This window comes from Pedobacter nyackensis (genome assembly GCF_900176505.1).
In the GTDB taxonomy this organism is placed as follows: domain Bacteria; phylum Bacteroidota; class Bacteroidia; order Sphingobacteriales; family Sphingobacteriaceae; genus Pedobacter; species Pedobacter nyackensis.
Genome location: NZ_FWYB01000013.1, coordinates 120,262 through 140,015, shown reverse-complemented (window position 1 = coordinate 140,015; position 19,754 = coordinate 120,262). Strand labels below are relative to the sequence as shown.

The 19,754-nt window shown below is 40.3% G+C and carries 16 protein-coding genes; 7 read left to right on the top strand and 9 right to left on the bottom strand.

Annotated features, from left to right (window positions below; translation table 11 throughout):
* The first annotated feature begins 52 nt into the window (after positions 1-52).
* Positions 53-427, top strand: coding sequence for a dihydroneopterin aldolase (locus B9A18_RS19745; RefSeq protein ID WP_084291269.1), 375 nt, complete (start codon positions 53-55; stop codon positions 425-427).
* Here the strand turns inward: B9A18_RS19745 and B9A18_RS19740 are convergent.
* Positions 424-912: an acyl-CoA thioesterase gene (locus B9A18_RS19740; RefSeq protein ID WP_084291268.1), complete on the bottom strand. Its 489-nt coding sequence runs from the start codon at positions 910-912 to the stop codon at positions 424-426. The genes B9A18_RS19745 and B9A18_RS19740 overlap by 4 nt on opposite strands.
* 75 nt (positions 913-987) lie before the next feature.
* Here B9A18_RS19740 and B9A18_RS19735 point away from each other — a divergent pair, with 75 nt between their 5' ends.
* A complete protein-coding gene (locus tag B9A18_RS19735) occupies positions 988-1,422 on the top strand; it encodes an Hsp20/alpha crystallin family protein (protein ID WP_084291267.1) in 435 nt (144 codons plus the stop codon).
* A 102-nt stretch (positions 1,423-1,524) separates the two neighbouring features.
* On the opposite strand, the gene B9A18_RS19730 is transcribed toward B9A18_RS19735, so the two are convergent.
* From B9A18_RS19730 to B9A18_RS19705, 6 genes are all read right to left on the bottom strand, one after another.
* A complete protein-coding gene (locus tag B9A18_RS19730; RefSeq protein ID WP_084291266.1) occupies positions 1,525-3,072 on the bottom strand; it encodes a serine/threonine protein kinase in 1,548 nt (515 codons plus the stop codon).
* Between the two features lie 9 nt (positions 3,073-3,081).
* A complete protein-coding gene (locus B9A18_RS19725) occupies positions 3,082-3,876 on the bottom strand; it encodes an FHA domain-containing protein (RefSeq protein WP_084291265.1) in 795 nt (264 codons plus the stop codon).
* A 5-nt stretch (positions 3,877-3,881) separates the two neighbouring features.
* On the bottom strand, positions 3,882-7,880 hold the full coding sequence (locus B9A18_RS19720) for an FtsW/RodA/SpoVE family cell cycle protein (RefSeq protein WP_084291264.1): 3,999 nt from the start codon (positions 7,878-7,880) through the stop codon (positions 3,882-3,884).
* Between the two features lie 57 nt (positions 7,881-7,937).
* Complete coding sequence (locus B9A18_RS19715) at positions 7,938-9,302, bottom strand: PP2C family protein-serine/threonine phosphatase (protein ID WP_084291263.1); 1,365 nt, start codon at positions 9,300-9,302, stop codon at positions 7,938-7,940.
* Positions 9,303-9,400: 98 nt separating this feature from the next.
* On the bottom strand, positions 9,401-10,351 hold the full coding sequence (locus B9A18_RS19710) for a hypothetical protein (RefSeq protein WP_084291262.1): 951 nt from the start codon (positions 10,349-10,351) through the stop codon (positions 9,401-9,403).
* A 222-nt stretch (positions 10,352-10,573) separates the two neighbouring features.
* Positions 10,574-11,965 (bottom strand): arginine decarboxylase, encoded by a 1,392-nt coding sequence (locus tag B9A18_RS19705; protein ID WP_084291261.1) that lies wholly within the window; start codon positions 11,963-11,965, stop codon positions 10,574-10,576.
* A 102-nt stretch (positions 11,966-12,067) separates the two neighbouring features.
* Between B9A18_RS19705 and B9A18_RS19700 the strand changes: the two genes are divergently transcribed.
* Entirely contained in the window at positions 12,068-13,018 is a 951-nt protein-coding gene (locus B9A18_RS19700; RefSeq protein ID WP_084291260.1) for an arginase, read from the top strand.
* Positions 13,019-13,040: 22 nt separating this feature from the next.
* Positions 13,041-14,822, top strand: a complete 1,782-nt coding sequence (gene argS, locus B9A18_RS19695; protein WP_084291259.1) for an arginine--tRNA ligase — start codon at positions 13,041-13,043, stop codon at positions 14,820-14,822.
* A gap of 42 nt (positions 14,823-14,864) precedes the next feature.
* Here the strand turns inward: argS and B9A18_RS19690 are convergent, their stop codons facing one another.
* Positions 14,865-15,998 carry an AI-2E family transporter gene (locus B9A18_RS19690; RefSeq protein ID WP_084291258.1) on the bottom strand — a complete coding sequence of 378 codons (1,134 nt, stop codon included), beginning with the start codon at positions 15,996-15,998 and terminating at the stop codon, positions 14,865-14,867.
* Positions 15,999-16,092: 94 nt separating this feature from the next.
* On the opposite strand from B9A18_RS19690, the gene mnmE reads away from it, so the two are divergent.
* Entirely contained in the window at positions 16,093-17,463 is a 1,371-nt protein-coding gene (gene mnmE, locus B9A18_RS19685; RefSeq protein WP_084291257.1) for a tRNA uridine-5-carboxymethylaminomethyl(34) synthesis GTPase MnmE, read from the top strand.
* A gap of 108 nt (positions 17,464-17,571) precedes the next feature.
* Here mnmE and B9A18_RS19680 read toward each other — a convergent pair whose 3' ends face one another.
* Positions 17,572-17,991: a cupin domain-containing protein gene (locus B9A18_RS19680; RefSeq protein WP_084291256.1), complete on the bottom strand. Its 420-nt coding sequence runs from the start codon at positions 17,989-17,991 to the stop codon at positions 17,572-17,574.
* Between the two features lie 266 nt (positions 17,992-18,257).
* Here B9A18_RS19680 and B9A18_RS19675 point away from each other — a divergent pair, with 266 nt between their 5' ends.
* Positions 18,258-18,854, top strand: coding sequence for a Crp/Fnr family transcriptional regulator (locus tag B9A18_RS19675; protein ID WP_084291255.1), 597 nt, complete (start codon positions 18,258-18,260; stop codon positions 18,852-18,854).
* Between the two features lie 126 nt (positions 18,855-18,980).
* Positions 18,981-19,511 (top strand): azurin, encoded by a 531-nt coding sequence (gene azu, locus B9A18_RS19670; RefSeq protein ID WP_084291254.1) that lies wholly within the window; start codon positions 18,981-18,983, stop codon positions 19,509-19,511.
* Positions 19,512-19,754 lie beyond the last annotated feature (243 nt).

Genomic DNA, 19,754 nt, shown 5'->3' with positions numbered 1-19,754 from the left:
CTAATTTCGGGGTATGGCTGGTTAATACCTAATAAAAAATTAATTTCGCCACATGGCTCAAGATCGTAAATATATTCAGACCGTTGCACTTAAAGATGTTAAATGCTTTGCCTTACATGGCTATTATCCTGAAGAACAGTTAACCGGTATCTACTTTCTGGTTGATGTTGTAGTGGAGTTTAGTCGTTTTGGCGATACAGAGAACCTGCAGCATACCGTAAATTACGAAATTCTGAATACCATTATATTGGAAGAGATGGCCAGAACCCAGAAAATGCTGGAGACGGTGGTAAAGCATATTATAGACCGTTGCCTTGACCATTATCCTTTTTTGCTTAGTGCAACAGTGGGGATCAGAAAATTGAACCCGGCTATGCCGGGTCAGGTGGGACATTCGTTTGTGCAGTTAAGTTATAAAGCTGTTTAGCGTTCCAGCTGCTCAAAGGAAATCATTCTTTCTTTTTCATGGTGTGGGATGGGGAAGGAGCTTTTACTGGCATAATCAAAAGCCACGCAGGTGGTTTTTCCTCTATTGCAAATTTCCTCTTTTCCATGTACCAGCTTTACAAGCAGGTACTCCAGGTCAAAACTACTGGTACCAATTCTCGAGGTACGCACATAAATGCTGATTTTATCTTCTATAAAAACCGGTAAAATATATTCCAGCGAAGCTTTAGCAATAACTACCCCGGTTTTTTTCCAGTCCCATTGTATCGCATGGTTCCAGTATTTGGACCTTGCTATTTCCATATAGGTAAAATACTTGGCGTTGTTTACATGGCCCATCATGTCGAAGTCCGTGAACCGTGTTTCTATAACAGTTTTATACTTAAAACTGTCTAAACTATTGATGATCTCTGTCGTTTTGTCTTGTTTTTTTATTTGTTTACGCCAAAATGTCTTAAATATCATAGGTAAAGGGGTTGGTATGAGAGTTGAATATAGGGTTAATATAAATAGTAAACTTAAAAATAGGAGAAAATAGCAATGACACTAGTAAAATTTAACAACAGAACCAGAAACACTGCGCCTTATTTTAACAATGTTTTCGATTCATTGTTTAGCGAAGCATTAAATAAGAATTTAACCATTAACAAAATACCGGGTGTAAATATTCTGGAGTCAGAGACCGATTACAAAATTGAATTAGCTGCGCCGGGGTTAACTAAAGAAGATTTTCAGATTAACCTGAAAAAAGATACGCTATCAGTTTGGGCCGAGAAAAAAACGACCGAAATTGAAGAGAAAAAAGATTATACAAGAAAAGAATTTGACTACTACTCTTTCGCAAGGTCGTTTGCACTGCCTGAAAGTGTAGATGGAGATAAAATTACTGCTGAATATGTGAACGGCATCTTAAACATTACGATTGGTAAAAAAGATGAGTCGAAATCAGCTACAAAGGAAATAAAAGTTTCATAATTTGGTTTATTTGGTTAAGGTTGATAAGGGCATGTCGTAAGACTGCCCTTATTTTTTTTGATTGGAATTATTTCAATAGTCCTGTTCTCCGTTTGGCGCCCCTTATTCCTTCACTTCTTTAAGGTCGTTTTTATTTAACCAGCCTTTAGTAACCTGTCCGTCTTTATTGGTATGTATTACATAAATAAAGCCGTTGTCCTCCTCAATTACATTAAACTTGGCATTGTTCCATAGACCCAGTACACCGTTTCTTTGCGAAGTACCATTTGCAGCTTCATAAAAGTAAACAGTTCCTTTCGGTAGTTGATACTTCTTACCTTCACTAACAATTACAGCAGTATTTTCCTTTGCCTTAGCTTCAGCTTCCGCACGTTTTGCAGATGCGGCTATCTGTATATCATATTCCTTTTTAAGACTATCAATTTCAGCCTGCTGAGCGGCCGTATCAATGGCTACCGGTTGGATTTTTGCAGTTGTATCGGGCTCGTAATGTGTTTGAATGCTACTGGTGTCCACTGCCGCTGTATTGCTGGAATCAGCTATAGCTTCCTTATTAAGCTTTTGATCTGTATTCATGAACAGGCCATATGCGGAAAGCATTCCCAAAATAACTATAGATAATATCATTATTGCAAAAACAGGTCTCGATATCATAATCTGATCTGTTTTTGGAGGTACACTAGCTGCTTCTTTTTGAAATAATGGAGCAGGTTTGGCCACCGCTTCGGCAACAGGCGCTACTGCATCCCCACCTCTATGTATAATGGCATCCTGCAAAGCAACACCATTGGTATATCTCTTTTCAGGGCTCTTTTCTAAACATTTTTTAATGATGTTTAAAAGCCACAGCGGTACATTGGTCTCTTTTTTCCGCTTCTCTGCATCCCAGCTTTCAGGCAATCGGTTTTTGCGTAGTGCCATCAGATCAGGTACCTCAGCCTCTATGTGCGAAACCATAACCTGGTTGCGTGAGCTCTCGTTTTTATTGATTAGTGGGAACGGTACGGTTCCGGCAAGTAGCTCGTAAAGGATAATACCATAGCTGTATATATCCGTCTGGAAAAACATCTCACCATCGTGCTGCTCTGGTGCCATAAACTCGACAGCACCGGCATGGCGCAGACTGGTGCGACGTTGCTCGTCGGACATAATCGCTAAACCAAAATCCAGCAATACATAATTGCCAGTCTCCGTATTGAATTTTACGTTGTTACTTTTTATATCGCCATGCTTGATACCAACGCGGTGGCAATGTGCAAGCGCATTAGCCAATTGTTCGGCCAGTTTAATTACCTCATGAATGGTGAAAATAGGATTATGAGGCGGCATTAAAAGCTTCTCCAGATCAGGTCCTTCAATGTATTCCATCTCAATGAAAGGGAAGGAGCCGCTCTCGGTAAGTCCTGAGCCCAATATTTTTACTACATTGGGATTCGGCACTTCATTTACCTTCTTTAGCTTCTCTACCTCATTTTTAAACTTGATGAAGTTCTTATCATCCTCACTTTCTGTATGTATGGGGGTGGGCATAATCTTCACAGCCGTGATGATGGTGCCTATGCGTTTACCCTTGTATACAGAACCCTGGCCGCCGGTACTTAGGGCACCCAGATTTTCTAATCCTTCTGTTATCGTAAAAACTTTACTCATTATACAATATTAATTATTATTGACTTCAATATAGCTAAATTCCAAAACTGCCAGTTCACCTAAAATGATTTGATCGCCTTCCTGCAGCACATGGCCCAGTTCGGCTACATTTAATTTTACAGGTGTATGGTCCCCCACTGATCTCATTCTTACCTTGTTGCGTGGCGGTATGCCACCTTCATCAGCAAACAAAAGAAAGGTTCCAGTGTTGCTGTCCCATTCAATATGGGCATGCTGCCTGCTGATAAATTTATTAGCCTCATTTGTACTGCCATCAGGAAAAGCAATGTGGTTAATCCTGAAAAAGCCATCACTTACCTGTACTTTATGCTCTCTGCCGATGTTGATCTTGCCATCTGAAGCAGTAATCTTATATTCCTTTTTCTCCGATTCTCCATTCAACGTACGGATATAGGCTGTCTTTGACTTCGTAACCACTACATGTTCGGGCGTTTTGATGTAAAGCGCCGCGTTTATCCTGGATAATTTTATTGCGTCTGCAGGCAGTTCATCAACAAAATTGATCTGCATAGTCCAATTTTCAGGTAAATCTATGGCAAAATCATCAATTATGCGTTGGATTTCATTTTTAAATCGTGCTTCATCCTCAAAATAAACAGCCGATTCATACATGTACTGCTCTGCAGGTAAACAGGCTATAAGCAAAGCAAGGCCTTTAATTTGTTTTCCCTCACCACCCTCAAGCTTTTGTAATTCCTGTTTTATGGCGGTAAGTAATAACTCACGTACAGTTTTTACATCCTGTGGTGGCTCTTCTTTGCGTTTGTTAAATAGATTAAACATATAGTCTAGTTTAAAATTTGCTTGGTTTCTTTTTGTTCTTTTTTTAGGTAGCCCAGTTTGAGCAATGCTGGTACCACATGCTGACCTGCAAGACGTACAGCTTTACTGGACCCTCTGGTAGATTCTATCCTGATACAGACCACAATATGTCCTTTACCGTTTGCCTTTGGAGCAAAGAAGGTGTACCAGCCATCGTTTATTTTTCCATCTTTCCAGATCCTTTCAGGCGTACCTGTTTTACCCGCTACTTTTAAGCCAAGTGTATAGGTTTTGTTTGCACTTTGCTTTAGCATATAACTACTAATCAGATCGGCATATTGCGGGTCGTTGGCAATCTTAATGGCTGGGTTGACCGAAGTAGCCGAATCACTGATCTTTAACACATAGCGGTTGGCCACCAGTTTGCCTTTGTTGGCTACACCTGAAACCAATCGGGCAATAGCAGCAGGTGTAGCGATCAGCTCACCTTGTCCCCAGGCCATTCCGGAAATACCTTTTGCTCGTGTTCTACGGATACGCGCAGGATCGTATTTAGGTTTTGTATTGAATTCTGTTTTCTCCCAAAGCGCTCTCCATTTGGTCTCCTGCTTAATATTACTGGTGTCTCTGCCATAATAATACCCACCTACACCATGTAAAAACATACCGGTTTTTAAGTATAAGGTTGCCATTTCATCCTGCAAATGTGCTTCATTCGCTATTTTGATGAAGTAAACGTTGTTTGATTTTACAATTGCACTTTCCAGGGTGATGCGTCCGGTTTCATCGGGCTCAATACCTTTGGTCCGGATCCGCTCAGCCATGTTTACTGTAAAGGTTTTCTTAGCTGCATCAGGCCCCAGTTTATTAAATGCGGCCATAGTCGTAAGTACTTTTGCAGTCGACCCTGGTGGCGTAGCAGTAGTAAAGCCCAGGTCGGCAGTGGTATACCATCCGGCCAGCTTATTCTGCTCTGTGGTGGTCATATTTAAAAGATCCCAGTTTTTAACAGGTGGCAGAGGGTAAACCGCCGAAGTCAGCACATCGCCTGTAGCATCTTCCATAATAACGACAGATACACGGCTGTTTCTTATGGCTGTATCCTGAGCCATGGTATTTTGAATGGTGGTCTGTAAGGCAGCATCAATGGTTAGCTTCACATCTCTGTTGCGCTTCTTAAATGTCTCAACGTCATTGCTGTTAATACCCGCCAGCAGAAGAGGAGCGAGTGCTGCATAATCTCTTTTGCTTACGGTCATTTCTTTTACACCTCTTGGCAAGAACCTGTTTTCGCGGTATTTGTTGGCATGGGTATTAAAAGATACCGTGGGCGTTTGAAAGCCTCTCAGTTCTGCTGCATGTTCGTATTCTGCAAAATAACCATTCGTACTGCCGTTAAAAACGCCCGTATTGTTGTCGCCAATCCAAAAGAATGTTTGCTCTTCAAAAGGATAATACCTGTCCACACGCTTATGTTCTGCTGAGTCGAGGTTATAACTGACACCTGCGGAACTTAGTTGATGGGCTTGTTTTTTGATGTGTTCCGGTTTACTGGTTGCCAGGATGCGACCATTTCTGTCGTACAAATCCCCAGCCGCCAGTTTGTTCATTAAGATGGCAATACGCGGATTGTAACTGAACATACGTGCGCCACTTCTGTCGGCCACCAATGCAGGTTGAACTACCCATTTTTTATTGTGAGTGATGTAGTTAGATACAGTTATCGTAAGTAATAGTATAGCTATACTGGCTGCAAGCAAGGCCGGTACAAGGTTTTTATCCTGCTGCCTGGTGATGTAAGCCATTTGTACATCTGTGCCCTTTACCTGTGAGACTGAAAGTAGAAAGCCGGCTGCCAGCATATTGGCTACCAACGACGAACCTCCGTAACTGATAAATGGAAGTGCTACACCCGATAAAGGCAATGCGCCTGTAGAGCCCCCGGCAATGAGCAGGAACTGTATAAATAAGCTGATACCCACACCAGCACATAAATAGAACAAGAAGGGCATACCCGTTTGCCGCCCAATGAGAATAGCCCGGTGTAAGAATATCAGGAACAGGATAAATATACCGATAATGCCTGCCCAACCAAATTCTTCACCGATAGCCGGTAAGATCATGTCGGTATGTGCTTCGGGGATGGTCTTGGCAAAGCCCTGGCCAACACCCTGACCGCTAATGCCACCACTTGAAATAGCCCAGATACCATTAGCTACCTGATCACCGCCATATACTTCATTGTTCCATGGATCCTGCCATATCGACTTACGCTCGCTAAGTCTGTTTACAGGACCTGGAATTAGTTTATCCAAATAAGGAACCTGATCGATCAACAGAAAGGCAGCCATTACTACAATGATCATTATAGCCGATTCACTCGTCTTTTTATTGATGACCATGATCAACGACACCAATGCAGCGGTAACTAAAGTGGCAATCCATACATTGAGGAACCAGGCACTAAAAACGTAGATAATGATTGCAGTAAGCATCATCATAAAATCGCCCCTTGAAAAAGAGAAGAGGATGATGAAGGTAAAGCAAACCACCATTGCCGGGCCCAGGTCGCCTAATAGCAAATACATGAGTATGGCAACCAGAATGGCAATTAAGGCGAAAGAGAAGAAGAACCAACGTTTTTGCCAGCTGCTGTATTCGGTAATGAACCGTTCGTTTGAAGCGAAAAATCCGGCCAGAAAAAGGATGATGCCGTATTTTACAATTTCGCTGGGCTGGACACCGAAAAGGTTCACTTTTACACCGCTACCTTCAGGACCGGTACCAAATACTATGGTTAAGGCCAATAAGCAAAGTGCCACTATGGCCCATTGCCATCCTTTGGCTTTGCTGAATGCGTTTCTTACCAGAAGCATGCGATATAAGCGGGAGTCGACATTGAACTTGCGCATGTTTAGCGAAAGCATAATTCCAATGCTCAAAACTCCTAATCCATAAAACACAAGGCTATCTCTGGCCAGGAAGCGATCGCGTAGTGGATCTTGCAAACTTAATAGCGTAAGGAAAGAAAGTCCCGTCATCATGATGATAATGGGCAATATCAATTGATCTGCCTGTGGATACCTGGCCTGTAATAGAAAATGAAGTAAGAAGAAGCCGGCAAAGAAGCAAGCTACAATGATCCAGTACCACTGGTTGTAGCTTTCGGGGGTACGTACAATCAATGATTTTTCCTTTTTAAGGATCTTGAAATCACGCGTTGAAAAGAGTTTAATGCTATGTGGCGATTGCCTGAAGTTAAGGGAGGCATCTTTATCAAGCTCCTGAAGTCCCTGCGACTTTCCGTATTGAAAGCCTGGCTTTAAGGGGAGCACTCCATAAGCTTTATTATCAGGCAAGTGTTGGAAATGATATTCCCCATTTGCATCCGTGCGTACATAGGCGATGAAGTCGTTCACCACCTCCTCCTCGGTATAAGCGGTGTCCTGCGGCAAGATCATTTGTAAGCGCACCAAAACCCCTGCAACTGCTTTTTTAGCGGTGTCAGTAATCTTTCCACTTATGCCATAACTGCCTTGCGCAAAATCTTTGACTGAGGGCAATTGCTGAGGCTTCTTTTGTTCCTGCTTGTATTTTAAAGAATCCGTTCCGGTAAAACCGAGCAATAGACGTGAAGCTATAACCCGTTCTTTGAAATTCTTCCCGCCATCAGCGAAAGCGATATCAGCAGGGACAAAGAATCTGCGTTTATTCAGTTCTCCGATATTGTCTATAGGTTCTTTGCTTATTGAAAACTGATCTGTAACTACATCTTCAATCAGGTCGATGTCTTTTTTATCTTCGAAGTAATATCCTTTAGTGAGTAATTTCTTAATCCTTTTACCTGGATCAGCATCATTTATGTTTACCATTGTACCCTCCGTCAAACGCGGGTTTACATCAGTAAAATTTTGCTGCTGGGTGTAATAAAGCGTAACAAATAAAGCACCCAATACAAGGGTAATGAGCAGTAAAAAAATACGCTCAACCTTTCTGTTTTGGGTAGTTAATGTTTGTTTGGCCATATTAATGATTAATTTAGATGATTTATGTTATGATTTGATTTGTAGTTATTTGGTGTTTTATTTTATTTGAGGATCAGTTTTAATGAATTGTACATTCTTCAGCAGGACACCTTTTTTCTGTAGTGAACTTACATCATCAAAATTCTCTAAAGTAAAGTTTTCCAATAGGGTACTTTTATTGGTCGGTGCGATTAGAAATGCGGGGCCCTTATAGCCGGTATCGCTTTTAATGACCAAGTTGTTTTCGGCCTTCAGATACAGACTATCTCTGTGGATTTTTATAGGTTCAGAAATCAGTATTGGCGATTTAAAAATTGCGGTATCCAGTATCAGTATATTTCCTTTTAGCTTGTTCAGCGTATCTTGAAGTTTAAAGGCCTGGGAGTTTTTGGCGTTTGCAGTAGAGTCGGTAATTTGGTTTCCTTCAGTTGTGGCATTTGTGTTCGACTGTTTCCAGAAAAAATAGACTATCGCTGCCAGTATTAAAAAGCCAATAAAAAATAGTAGCGGATTTAATTTATTGCTTCGCTTTGGCGATTGTTCCTTAATTGTAACTAAATCAGTTTTTAGCGCTGCCTTTTCTTCTATAGGATGGGAAGTTGCCGGAACAATTGTTACTGTCTTCTTTTTCTTCAGTTGAGAGATGGGTTTAGTCGCTTCATGTACAAAAGCAGCTTTATCATTTTTAACCAATACCACGGTAATGTTATCGCGGCCACCATTTGCATTAGCGACATCAATTAACTCAGTACTTTTTTGTTCTAGTGTAAGGTCTTTTAGCAGCACGTTCATGATGCCTTCTTTGTTCACCATATCCGATAAACCATCGCTACAAAGCAAGATCAGATCGCCAGGCAGAAAAGGAGAGTGTCCGGTTTCAATATAATCGTCCTGCACACCGATATTTCCAGCAAAACCGAGTGCCTTATTGATCTCGTTTCGTTTAGGGTGTTGCATAGCCTGTTCTTCAGTCAAGCGTCCGGAATCTTCCATAAACCCAACGAAGGACTGGTCCTTAGATATTTTAATTAAGGAATGGTCACGCAACAGGTATAATCTGGTATCGCCCACATGCGCATAATAGAACTTATTGTTTTTTAGATCAGCCAGCGCTATAGTAAGCACGCAAGCCATGTCTTCAAGTTCTTTATTCTGTTGCTTGGCTGCCAGAATCTGGTCGTTAGCTTCGGTAATGGCCGTTTGCATTAACTGCGAGATGTCGCCTTCAGGCATATCCATCAGTTCTAGTATCGTTTTTCTGGCAATGGCAGCAGCAACTTCGCCGCCGGTATAACCACCAACACCATCTATTACGCAGGCCAGGACAAAGTCTGTCCCCGATATTTTCTCGGCAATAAAGGTATCTTCATTATTGCTGCGTACTTTTCCAGTATCGGTTAGTCCAAAATAATTTCTATCCATCGTTTTTGCTGGTCGAATTTTTAATAGACACAAAGTGTGCGATGAGTAAGATCAAACATATAAGCAGTAAGGCTATAGAGAGGATTTGCGACATAGGGTTAAGCTTTAAATATGTTAACGCCAATAATGCCGTTGAGGATAATCCTTGAATTTACAGGAAGCTCTACCCATTTTGGATCATTAGGATTGCTTCTTTCTACAAGATTTTCGTTTAGAATTGTCTTTTCTCCAAATGAGGCAAGGAAAAATTTATCTTCTGTCTTGCTATACCTGATTTGCAGGTGAGGGGAGTTTACCCATTCAGATGGAATTTTGAAAATGTTCGCATCTTCTCTGGTTTCCTCATTACCTGAAACGGTGATGTCGTTAGACTTCATCAGGTATTCTAATTTTTGTCCGGAATATGCTTTATCAGGTAGGGTAGTTTCAAATCTGGCCAATAACACATTTTCCACGACTGCTTCATTTTTCGGCGCAAATTTTAAATTGGCCAGGTATGGGATTTCATAATAGCCTTCGCTGTAAAATATAAAATCCTTTAGGATGTCGTTGCTGATGTCGAACGTTTGAGCCAGGCCGGTTTGTCTGGGTATAAAAGTAACTCTCAGATTTTCCTGTTTTTGCCCACCATCTGGCATTAATTTGCCAATAAAGCCTTTGTCGCCGGCCTTATAGTCGGGGTGTGAAACAAAGCGGAATACCCATTTATTGCTGGATGGTTCGACTCTTTTGCCAGTAGCGGCGTAGTCGTTCAGTATTTCATAAAACTTCTTTACAGATTCCTGCGCAATTAACCCGAAGAGACCGTTCCTGTTGTCCATAAATGTACGGTAATCATCAGTGTTCAGGCAGATGATAAACTCATGGTAGAAAACCACGCGCTCGGCAAATGAAAGCTCCGCAATAGATTCTTTGAACTTCTCAATGATGTAAGTATAAACAGTATCGGGTGTAAGAGGCTGTGCTTTAGCAACCGGATCGGTATTGTTGTTACTCAAAAACCAATCTTGTATACCTATTCGCTGCCAAAAAGAAGGTTTTTCTTCCATTTATAAACGTTTTTGTCGTGTAGATTTTTATATAACGGTAAAGCTAGTTATTTCTTGTAAAAAATAACTATTCTCTTCAATTGCTGGGGGGCAGTGTTTGTAAGTCTATGCAGATTCTGTGTTATCCTGTAAGAAAACACAATAAATATTTCAAAACTACACAACAAAAAGCCCTGAAAATACTAGACTTTCAGGGCTGTAAAATTATAAGCTAATCAAATCCTAGCTATAACCCAGGATCTTCAATACTTGTTTACTATTTTGCTCTTCACCAAATACTTCAAAGTTGAAAGTTTCATCTCTATTTCTTCTGATGATCACATGCTTAGGACTAGGCAACAAGCAATGGTGTATACCGCCGTATCCGCTCAGTACTTCCTGGTAAGCTCCGGTATTGAAGAATCCAAGGTATTGTACTTTACGTGTTTTTGGCATAAACACACTGTTCATATGCGCTTCCTGGTTATAGTAATCCTGTCCATCGCAGGTAATACCACCAAGGTTTACTCTTTCGTATTCTGCATCCCAGTTATTGATAGGAAGTAGGATGTATTTTTGGTTCAAAGCCCAAACGTCAGGTAGGTTGGTGATGAATGAACCATCCAGCATCAGCCATTTCTCTCTGTCGTTCTGTTGTTTACGACCCAATACCTTGTATAAAATACCAGAAGCTTCAGCAACAGTATATTTACCAAATTCGGTAATGATATCCGGTTCAACTACATCATGCTCTGCACAGATCTCTTTGATTCGTTTTACGATCTCATTAACCATGTACTCGTAATCGAAATCAAATACCAATGAATCTTTAAATGGCATACCACCACCGATATCAAGCGTATCTAATTCAGGATTGATCTTTTTGAATTTGCAGTATAAGGTTACATATTTCTCTAACTCGTTCCAGTAATATGGAGAGTCGGTAATACCAGAGTTGATAAAGAAGTGCAGTAATTTAACTCTGAAGTTAGGATTTGCAGAGATTTTATTATTGTAAAAATCAATCACGTCTTCCATACGGACACCTAAACGGGAAGTATAGAATTGTGAGTCTGGCTGCTCCTCTGCTGCGATACGAATACCCAGGTTACAAGGTGTATCCATTTCAACCTCATCATCAAAAAGGTTAAACTCCTCTTTGTTGTCCAATACCGGGATGATGTTTTTGTAGCCATCATGCAACATATCAATGATATATTGTTTGTACTGATAGGTTTTAAAACCATTACAGATTACGGTAATGTCTTTGGTTAATGCACCTTTTTTCTCCAGGGCCTCAATCATCGGCATATCAAATGCAGAAGAAGTTTCGAGGTGGATACCATTTTTAAGGGCTTCTTCAACAATATGTCTGAAGTGCGAACTTTTGGTGCAATAGCAGTATTTATAATCGCCACGGTAGTTGTTCTTGATGATCGCTGTTTGGAACAATAACTTAGCCTGCTGAATTTTCTTACTGATCATAGGAAGGTAAGTGAAACGCAATGGTGTACCATAGGTTTCAATCATCTCCATCAGATTGAGGTCTTGAAAATATAATTCGTCGTCTATTACGCTGTAACCTTCCTGAGGGAAACCAACACTTAGATCAAGAAATTCGGAGTAACTCTGCATTTTTTTATTTTTGAACTATTATTTATAAGGTTTGGCAAATTAAAATAAGTTAATTTTGGGCTCAAAGATAAACACTTTATAAAATACACCCGTATTTTTTTTATGACTAAGACTTTAAAAATTATAGAAGTAAAATCCGAGATCGGCGCCGGCACACGTGGAGCAAGTTTAGGAGTGGATGCAATTAAGATTGCAGCCCTTGATTTTGGAAGCAGATTTTTTAAAAAGCATAAGTCTGTAGAGGTTCCTAATGAGAACCATTTGTTGCTTGAAAGTACCGGTAGCCCCTTTGCGAAGCGGATTTCAGGAATTCTTACGATGGTAGAGCGGGTGAGTGATCAAGTGAGCGAGACACTTAGTAAAGGCGAGTTTCCGGTTGTATTGGCTGGTGATCACAGTACTGCTGCGGGTACCATTGCCGGCATAAAAGCGGTGCATCCGAAGTCGAAATTAGGGGTGATTTGGATAGATGCGCATGCAGATTTACATTCCCCTTACACAACACCGTCGGGAAATATGCACGGAATGCCGCTTGCGATGGCTTTGGATGAAGACAATTTAGAGGCAAAAGTGAACAAGCTGGATCAGGAAACGATCAACTACTGGTATCAACTTAAAAACGTGGGTAAAATAGCACCTAAGATCAATTATCAGGATTTGGTATTGATCTCGGCAAGGGATATGGAGCGGCCGGAAGAAATGCTGCTTAAAAAGCATAAGGTTAAAATCGTTACTACTGCCGAATTGCGGAAAAGAGGAGTAGAGCGGACGGTAATTGAAACGCTTCAATACCTGGAACACTGTGATATCATTTACGTTTCCTTTGATGTGGATTCATTGGACCCTACAGCCTCAAGAGGTACGGGTACACCAGTAGCACAAGGTTTAACGGAAAGAGAAGCCGGTAAGTTAATGTCGGGATTGATTACCAATCAGAAGGTTTGCTGCTTTGAAATCGTCGAAGTAAACCCAACATTAGACCGGGAGAATCAAATGGCAGAGCATGCATTTGAAATTTTAATTAAAGCGACTAACGCTTTCAGAAACGAATAGTAGATTTGTGGATTATTAGCATATGAACATCGAACAACATATAGTAGCTGCAACAATTGCAGCTGTAAAAGAATTATATAGTCAGGAATTGCCTGAGAACCAAGTGAACTTACAAGATACCAGGACTGAATTTGAAGGACAAATTACCATAGTGGTATTTCCTGTAGTGCGCTTCTCTAAGAAATCACCGGAAGCAACAGCTACTGATCTGGGCGAATATTTAGTAAAACATATCGAAGAGGTTACTGCATTTAACGTAGTAAAAGGCTTTTTAAACCTGAGCATTGCAGATTCATACTGGGTAAATCTGTTTAACACAGCTTTGTTGAATCCAGAATTTGGAACCTTTAAACCGAATGGTAAAAAGGTAATGGTTGAGTATTCTTCGCCAAACACCAACAAGCCTTTGCACTTAGGTCACGTAAGAAATAACTTATTGGGTTATTCTGTTGCAGAATTGCTTAAAGCCAGTGGTTATGAAGTGACTAAGGTGAATCTGGTAAATGACAGAGGTATTCACATTTGTAAATCAATGCTAGCCTGGCAGAAATGGGGTAATGGCGAAACGCCTGAAAGCGCGTTGATGAAAGGTGATCACCTTGTGGGTAAGTATTACGTTATTTTCGATAAGGAGTACAAGAAAGAAATTGAGGCTTTAAAGCTGGAAGGACAAACGGAAGATGAAGCGAAGAAGAATGCGCCTTTAATTAAGGAAGCGCAAAAAATGCTTCAGGACTGGGAAGCCGGAGTTCCGGAAGTGATTGAGCTTTGGAAGAAAATGAACGGATGGGTATATGACGGTTTTGCCGTTTCGTATAAAAACCTGGGCGTTGATTTTGATAAATATTATTACGAGAGCAATACCTATTTATTGGGTAAGGATACGGTTGATGAAGGATTGGCTAAAGGCGTTTTCTTTAAAAAACCTGATGGTTCGGTATGGATCGATCTTACTACTGATGGCTTAGATCAGAAGCTTGTTTTGCGTGCTGATGGTACTTCAGTATACATCACTCAGGATTTGGGTACCGCCCAGATGAAGTATGATGATTTCAAGATGGACGAATCTATCTATGTGGTAGGTAACGAACAGGATTATCACTTTAAGGTATTGTTCCTGATTTTAGAGAAACTAGGCAAAAGCTGGGCTAATGGCCTACATCACTTGTCTTACGGTATGGTTGATTTACCAAGCGGTAAAATGAAATCTCGTGAGGGTACAGTTGTTGATGCGGATGATCTGGTTGCAGAGATGATAGAGACAGCAAGAGCTAAGACTGAAGTGTTGGGTAAAGTGAACGATTTTGATGAGGCAGAAAAAAAGAGCTTATACTATAACATCGGTATGGGTGCTTTGAAATACTTCCTGCTGAAGGTAGAACCGAAAAAGCGTTTGCTATTTGATCCTGCAGAATCGATAGATTTCCAGGGAAATACAGGTCCGTTTATACAGTATACGCACGCAAGGATTAAATCGTTGTTGCAGAAAGCCGGTTATGACTTTGCTTATGCTGGTATTGCTGATGCGGCGATTACACCTACAGAACTCGAAATGATCATGCTGCAGGCTAAGTATCCATCAGAGATACAAACGGCTGCCAGAACGCATAGTCCGGCTATTTTAGCTAACTATCTGTATGAGGTTGCTAAGATGTTTAATAAGTTTTATCATGAAACGCCACCAATTATTAAGGAAGAGAACGATGCAGTTAAAAACCATCGTTTGAATCTAAGCTTTGTAACGGCTAATATATTGAAAGATGGGATGCGCATTTTAGGAATTGCGGTTCCGGAGCGTATGTAATATCTGTGTTTGTACACATAGTGTAAAAAACAAAAGAGAAGGTTAATCCTTCTCTTTTGTTTTTTCTACCCCTGCCTTCGCTGGTACTGGTTTCTTTTTCCTGAAGGATGCAAATGTCATCGGACTTTTAGCAGGTCTTTCATCACCCAATAAAACACCCCACTGTCTAAATACTTCCGTTCTATCAAAAATAACTTTTAGTACAGCAATAATGGGCATGGCGAGGAACATCCCTGAGACCCCAGCAATATGTCCTCCTATGATCACACCTAAAATCGCAAATAGGGCATTAATCTTCACCTTAGAGCCTACAATTCTAGGCATCAGGATATTGTTGTCTAAAAACTGAACTATCGCTATAACACCTAAAACAGTAATTACCGGCCATAATTCCGTAGAGGAGGTAAGCGTAAGTAATACACCTATAATGTTACCAATTAAAGCACCTACATAAGGTATCAGGTTTAGAATGGCAAAAATCACACCTATTAGCAAGGCGTGTTTTATGCCTATTAATAATAAAATTCCACCGAGCAGGATGGTCATATAGGTAACTTGAATAAGCAAACCGACCAGATAATTCTTGATAATAGCCTCGGTTTCAAAAATAGCATCCTTTACTTTTGGATGGTGGTCTGTTTTAAACCACATGAAAATGAAACGTAGTAAAATGTCCTTATAAAAGAGCATTAAGTAAATGTAAATGGGAAGTAAGCCCACAAACACAAATATAGAACTTAAGGTAACAGCGGCTCCACTGGCGGCTTTTCCGGCCATCCCCAACAGATCATTACTTTTATCATTTATAAATTTAACTTGCTCAGTGGTTGAGAAATCACTGATGCTACTAATCCATTTGCTGATTGCGTTTAGATGGGAGCTCACGTTTTTCTTGATTTCCGGGAAATCTTCAACAAGCATACCTACCTGAGCAGAGAAAAACCAGACAATCAGGCCTAAAAAAATAGCGAGTAAAAGGATTGGCAGTAGGATAGCGGCAATTTCCGGGAATTTTTTATTGATTAAAAACCGATATACGGGCAGCAATAAAATGCTGATAAAGAAGGCCATGATAACGGGCATAATGATGTCACTTGCAATGACTAAAGTGGCACCAATTAACGCTATTCCGAGCAGTTCAATTGACCTTTTTACGGTAAGGGGCATGTCTTTCATTCGTAATTTGTTTGGTTTTGGGATGGTAAACTATAAAAGGTATCGAATGTTTGGCTAATTTTGTGCCACAAATCAAACTTAACAAAGATTGCCCATGATTACAAACGAGACTATAGTTGCCTTATCTACGCCACCCGGAGTGGGTGCTATAGGAGTAATCCGCCTTTCAGGAAAAGATGCTATTGCTATCACCAATTCAGTTTTTAGCGGAAAAGACTTGCTTAAGCAGGATTCTCATACCATACATTTTGGTTTAATTAAAGATGGTAATGTAGTTATAGATGAGGTTCTTGTGAGCTTATTTGTGGCGCCAAAATCTTATACTAAAGAAAATGTAGTGGAGATCTCTTGTCATGGTTCTAACTATATTATTCAGCAGATTATTAATTTGCTGATCAGGAAAGGTGCTTCGGCGGCTAAACCAGGCGAGTTTACTTTAAGGGCGTTTTTAAATGGAGGCTTAGATCTTTCACAGGCTGAGGCTGTTGCTGATCTGATCTCTTCTGATTCGGCTGCGGCGCATAGTGTGGCTATGAATCAGCTGCGGGGTGGTTTTAGTACCGAGTTAAACGTGTTGCGCGAGCAGTTGATCCATTTCGCTTCGATGATTGAATTGGAACTTGACTTTGCGGAGGAGGATGTTGAATTTGCTAACAGAGACCAATTACAGGCGCTGATAGATAAGATCACTATTGTGTTGAATAAACTAATCCGTTCTTTTGAATTGGGTAATGTAATCAAGCTTGGTATCAATACGGTTATTGCCGGCAGACCAAATGCAGGTAAATCAACTTTGTTAAATGCTTTGTTGAATGAAGATCGCGCGATTGTAAGTGAGATTGCCGGTACAACAAGGGATACCATTGAAGAGGTTTTAAATATCAATGGTATTAATTTCAGATTAATAGATACGGCTGGTATTCGCGAAGCTACAGATACGATTGAGGCAATAGGTGTAGAAAAGACCATGCAGAAGATTAACCAGTCGGCCGTATTGGTTTATTTATTTGATGTGGTTAACCTTACCTCTGAGGAGATCGAGGAAGATATTCAGCGCTTACACAAACCTGGATTCCCATTTTTGGCAGTTGCCAATAAAATGGATCTTTCGTATAGCGATAGGTTAAAGGAACTTAAATTACCAGCTGATATTACTTTTATAGCTATCTCAGCTAAGGAACTTCAACAGATAGAGGAGCTGAAGCAATTGCTGTACGATACAGCAGTGGGAGATAAGCTGTCTGACAACCATACCATGGTAACGAATATCAGACACGTTGAAGCATTGCAAAGGACCAGGACGGCTTTAAATAGCGTTGCCGAAGGATTGACTAATCCGGTGACTTCTGACTTCTTAGCGATGGATATTAAGCAAGCCTTGCATTACCTGGGGGAGATCACAGGGCAGGTGACTACCGATGATTTGCTGGAGAATATATTCAGTAAATTCTGTATCGGCAAATAATCGATGATAATTACTGCATAATGGGCTGTGCGCTAGTAGCGGGAGGCAATCGTTTCTTTGCGGACTTGCCCTTTGCTACTATTGCAATGATATTTATATAATACTCAGTTAATTAGATTCTGTTTTTAACGAAAGGGTTAAAAGAAAAACTGATTCTGTTTTTGCAATAACGCTATGAGGAATTCCGGCATGGAGCACAAGCATTTGACCTGTAGTACGGTCGGCCGTTTTTTGATCTGTTTTGAAGGAAATATGTCCCTCAAGCACCTGAACACTAATCATACCCGGAGCTTTATGCGTTTTCATTTCGGCGCCCTCATGAAGCGCAACTAATACAATGCGCATACCTTCAGATTTAAAAATTGTGATTGCATTACGATCACTATTTTTATAAGATTCTTCTTCTTTGATTTGTGTTTTTAAGGAAAACAAATCCATTGTTACCATAGGAGCATCAAGGTCACGTTCTCCCTCGGGGCGTAACGGAGTAGAATTATTTGATTTTCTTTCTGTTGGATTGGTTTCCATAATTATATTAATTAGTTTTTGAAATTTACGAAAAATAAAGTGCTTTCTTAAAGTGAATTATTGATTAAGATCAGATTTTTAAACGATGTTAATCATCAAGCCTGATCTATTTAGTCGTTACTTTTACCCTTAGAATATGGAGAGCGATAACAGGATGAAACAAGTAGTAAGTATCGTGTTAATTTTACTTTTAGGTGCCCAATGCTGGAGGAATATGTAAGGCTTGTTGACTTTCAAACTTTAAATAAATACTATCCTTAAGAATTATGATTGATGAAAATTTATTGATGCAGTTCGGATCCAAGCTCGCCAGTTTTGACAAGGGGGAAGTTTTATTTAATAAGGGCGATATGCCCAGGTATTATTTTCAAATCCTTAGCGGAGCTGTAAAGATGAATAATTTCAATGATGAGGGAAAAGAATTTGTTCAGGGGCTTTTTAGTGAGGGTGATAGTTTTGGCGAACCTCCACTTTTTCTTAAAGACACTTATCCTGCCAGCGCAGTAGCGATTGTATGTTCGAGAGTTTTTCTTTTACCAAAGGATAAATTTATGGAATTGCTGAGGGCTAATCCAGAGATCCATCTCAGTATGACTACCAACCTTGCCAGAAGACTTTATTATAAGTCGATTATGGCTTCAGAAATTTCTTCACAGGAACCTGAACACCGGGTGTTAAGGCTGATTGATTATTTTAAAACGAAGATAGATAAAGTGCCTTCAGACCAGAAGTATAAGGTGGAGATTACCCGGCAGCAAATTGCTGATCTCACTGGTTTAAGGGTAGAAACGGTCATTCGGTCTATAAAATCGCTTGAAAAGAAGGCTGAGTTGATCATCCGCAACCGCAAAGTTTTCAGGTAAATATCTCCTCAAATATCACGCTTATTCTTTCTCCTTTTTATGATCTCACTCATAAAAACTGGACTCCTATGGCTATAACTTTGAGGATAATTTAGAACTATTAATCATCATTAAAAATCACAAAAAATGAAACAATTACTAAATATCTCAGGATTAGCCATTGCTTTTATGATTACGTTTTCTTCATGCGGAGGAAATGCCGAAAAAGAATCTACAACAACACAATCTGTCGAAACATCAACGCTGGAAGCTGAACCTATAAAACCGGTTGAGGCTAAACTGAACAATGTGGTAGCCCTGGAAGGAAATGATCAGATGCAGTACAGTCAAACAGAGTTTAAAGTTGCCGCTGGACAGGCGATTACCTTTACGCTCAAACATACCGGTAAACTTGAAAAAAATGCCATGGGCCATAATTTCGTTTTGCTAAAGCCAGGTACCGATGTAAATACTTTCGCACAAAAGGCCTTGGGGGCTAAGGACAATGATTACATTCCTAAATCAGCAAGTGCCAGTATTATTGCACATACCAAACTTCTTGGTGGTGGAGAATCAGACACCATCACTTTTACAGTTACTGAAAAAGGCACCTATGACTTTATCTGCTCTTTTCCTGGCCACGTCTCTATGATGAAAGGTAAACTGATTGCGGAATAACAGAAGGTCTAATTTAAGTGAATAGAGAACGAAAACTTTGGATCGGATTTGCGCGATAAATTTGAAGAGATAACAGGTTCCGATTTATTTGAGAATTTTGGACGCACTTTAAGTTTTTTAATCGCATCGGAGCAAAAATTTGAAGTGCGGACCACTATTTGATTAACGAGAAAGATTTTGGAGAGATGGTCCGGTACCTGAGCTTGATGAAATATACAGGTACCTATTATATCCAGAACTTCC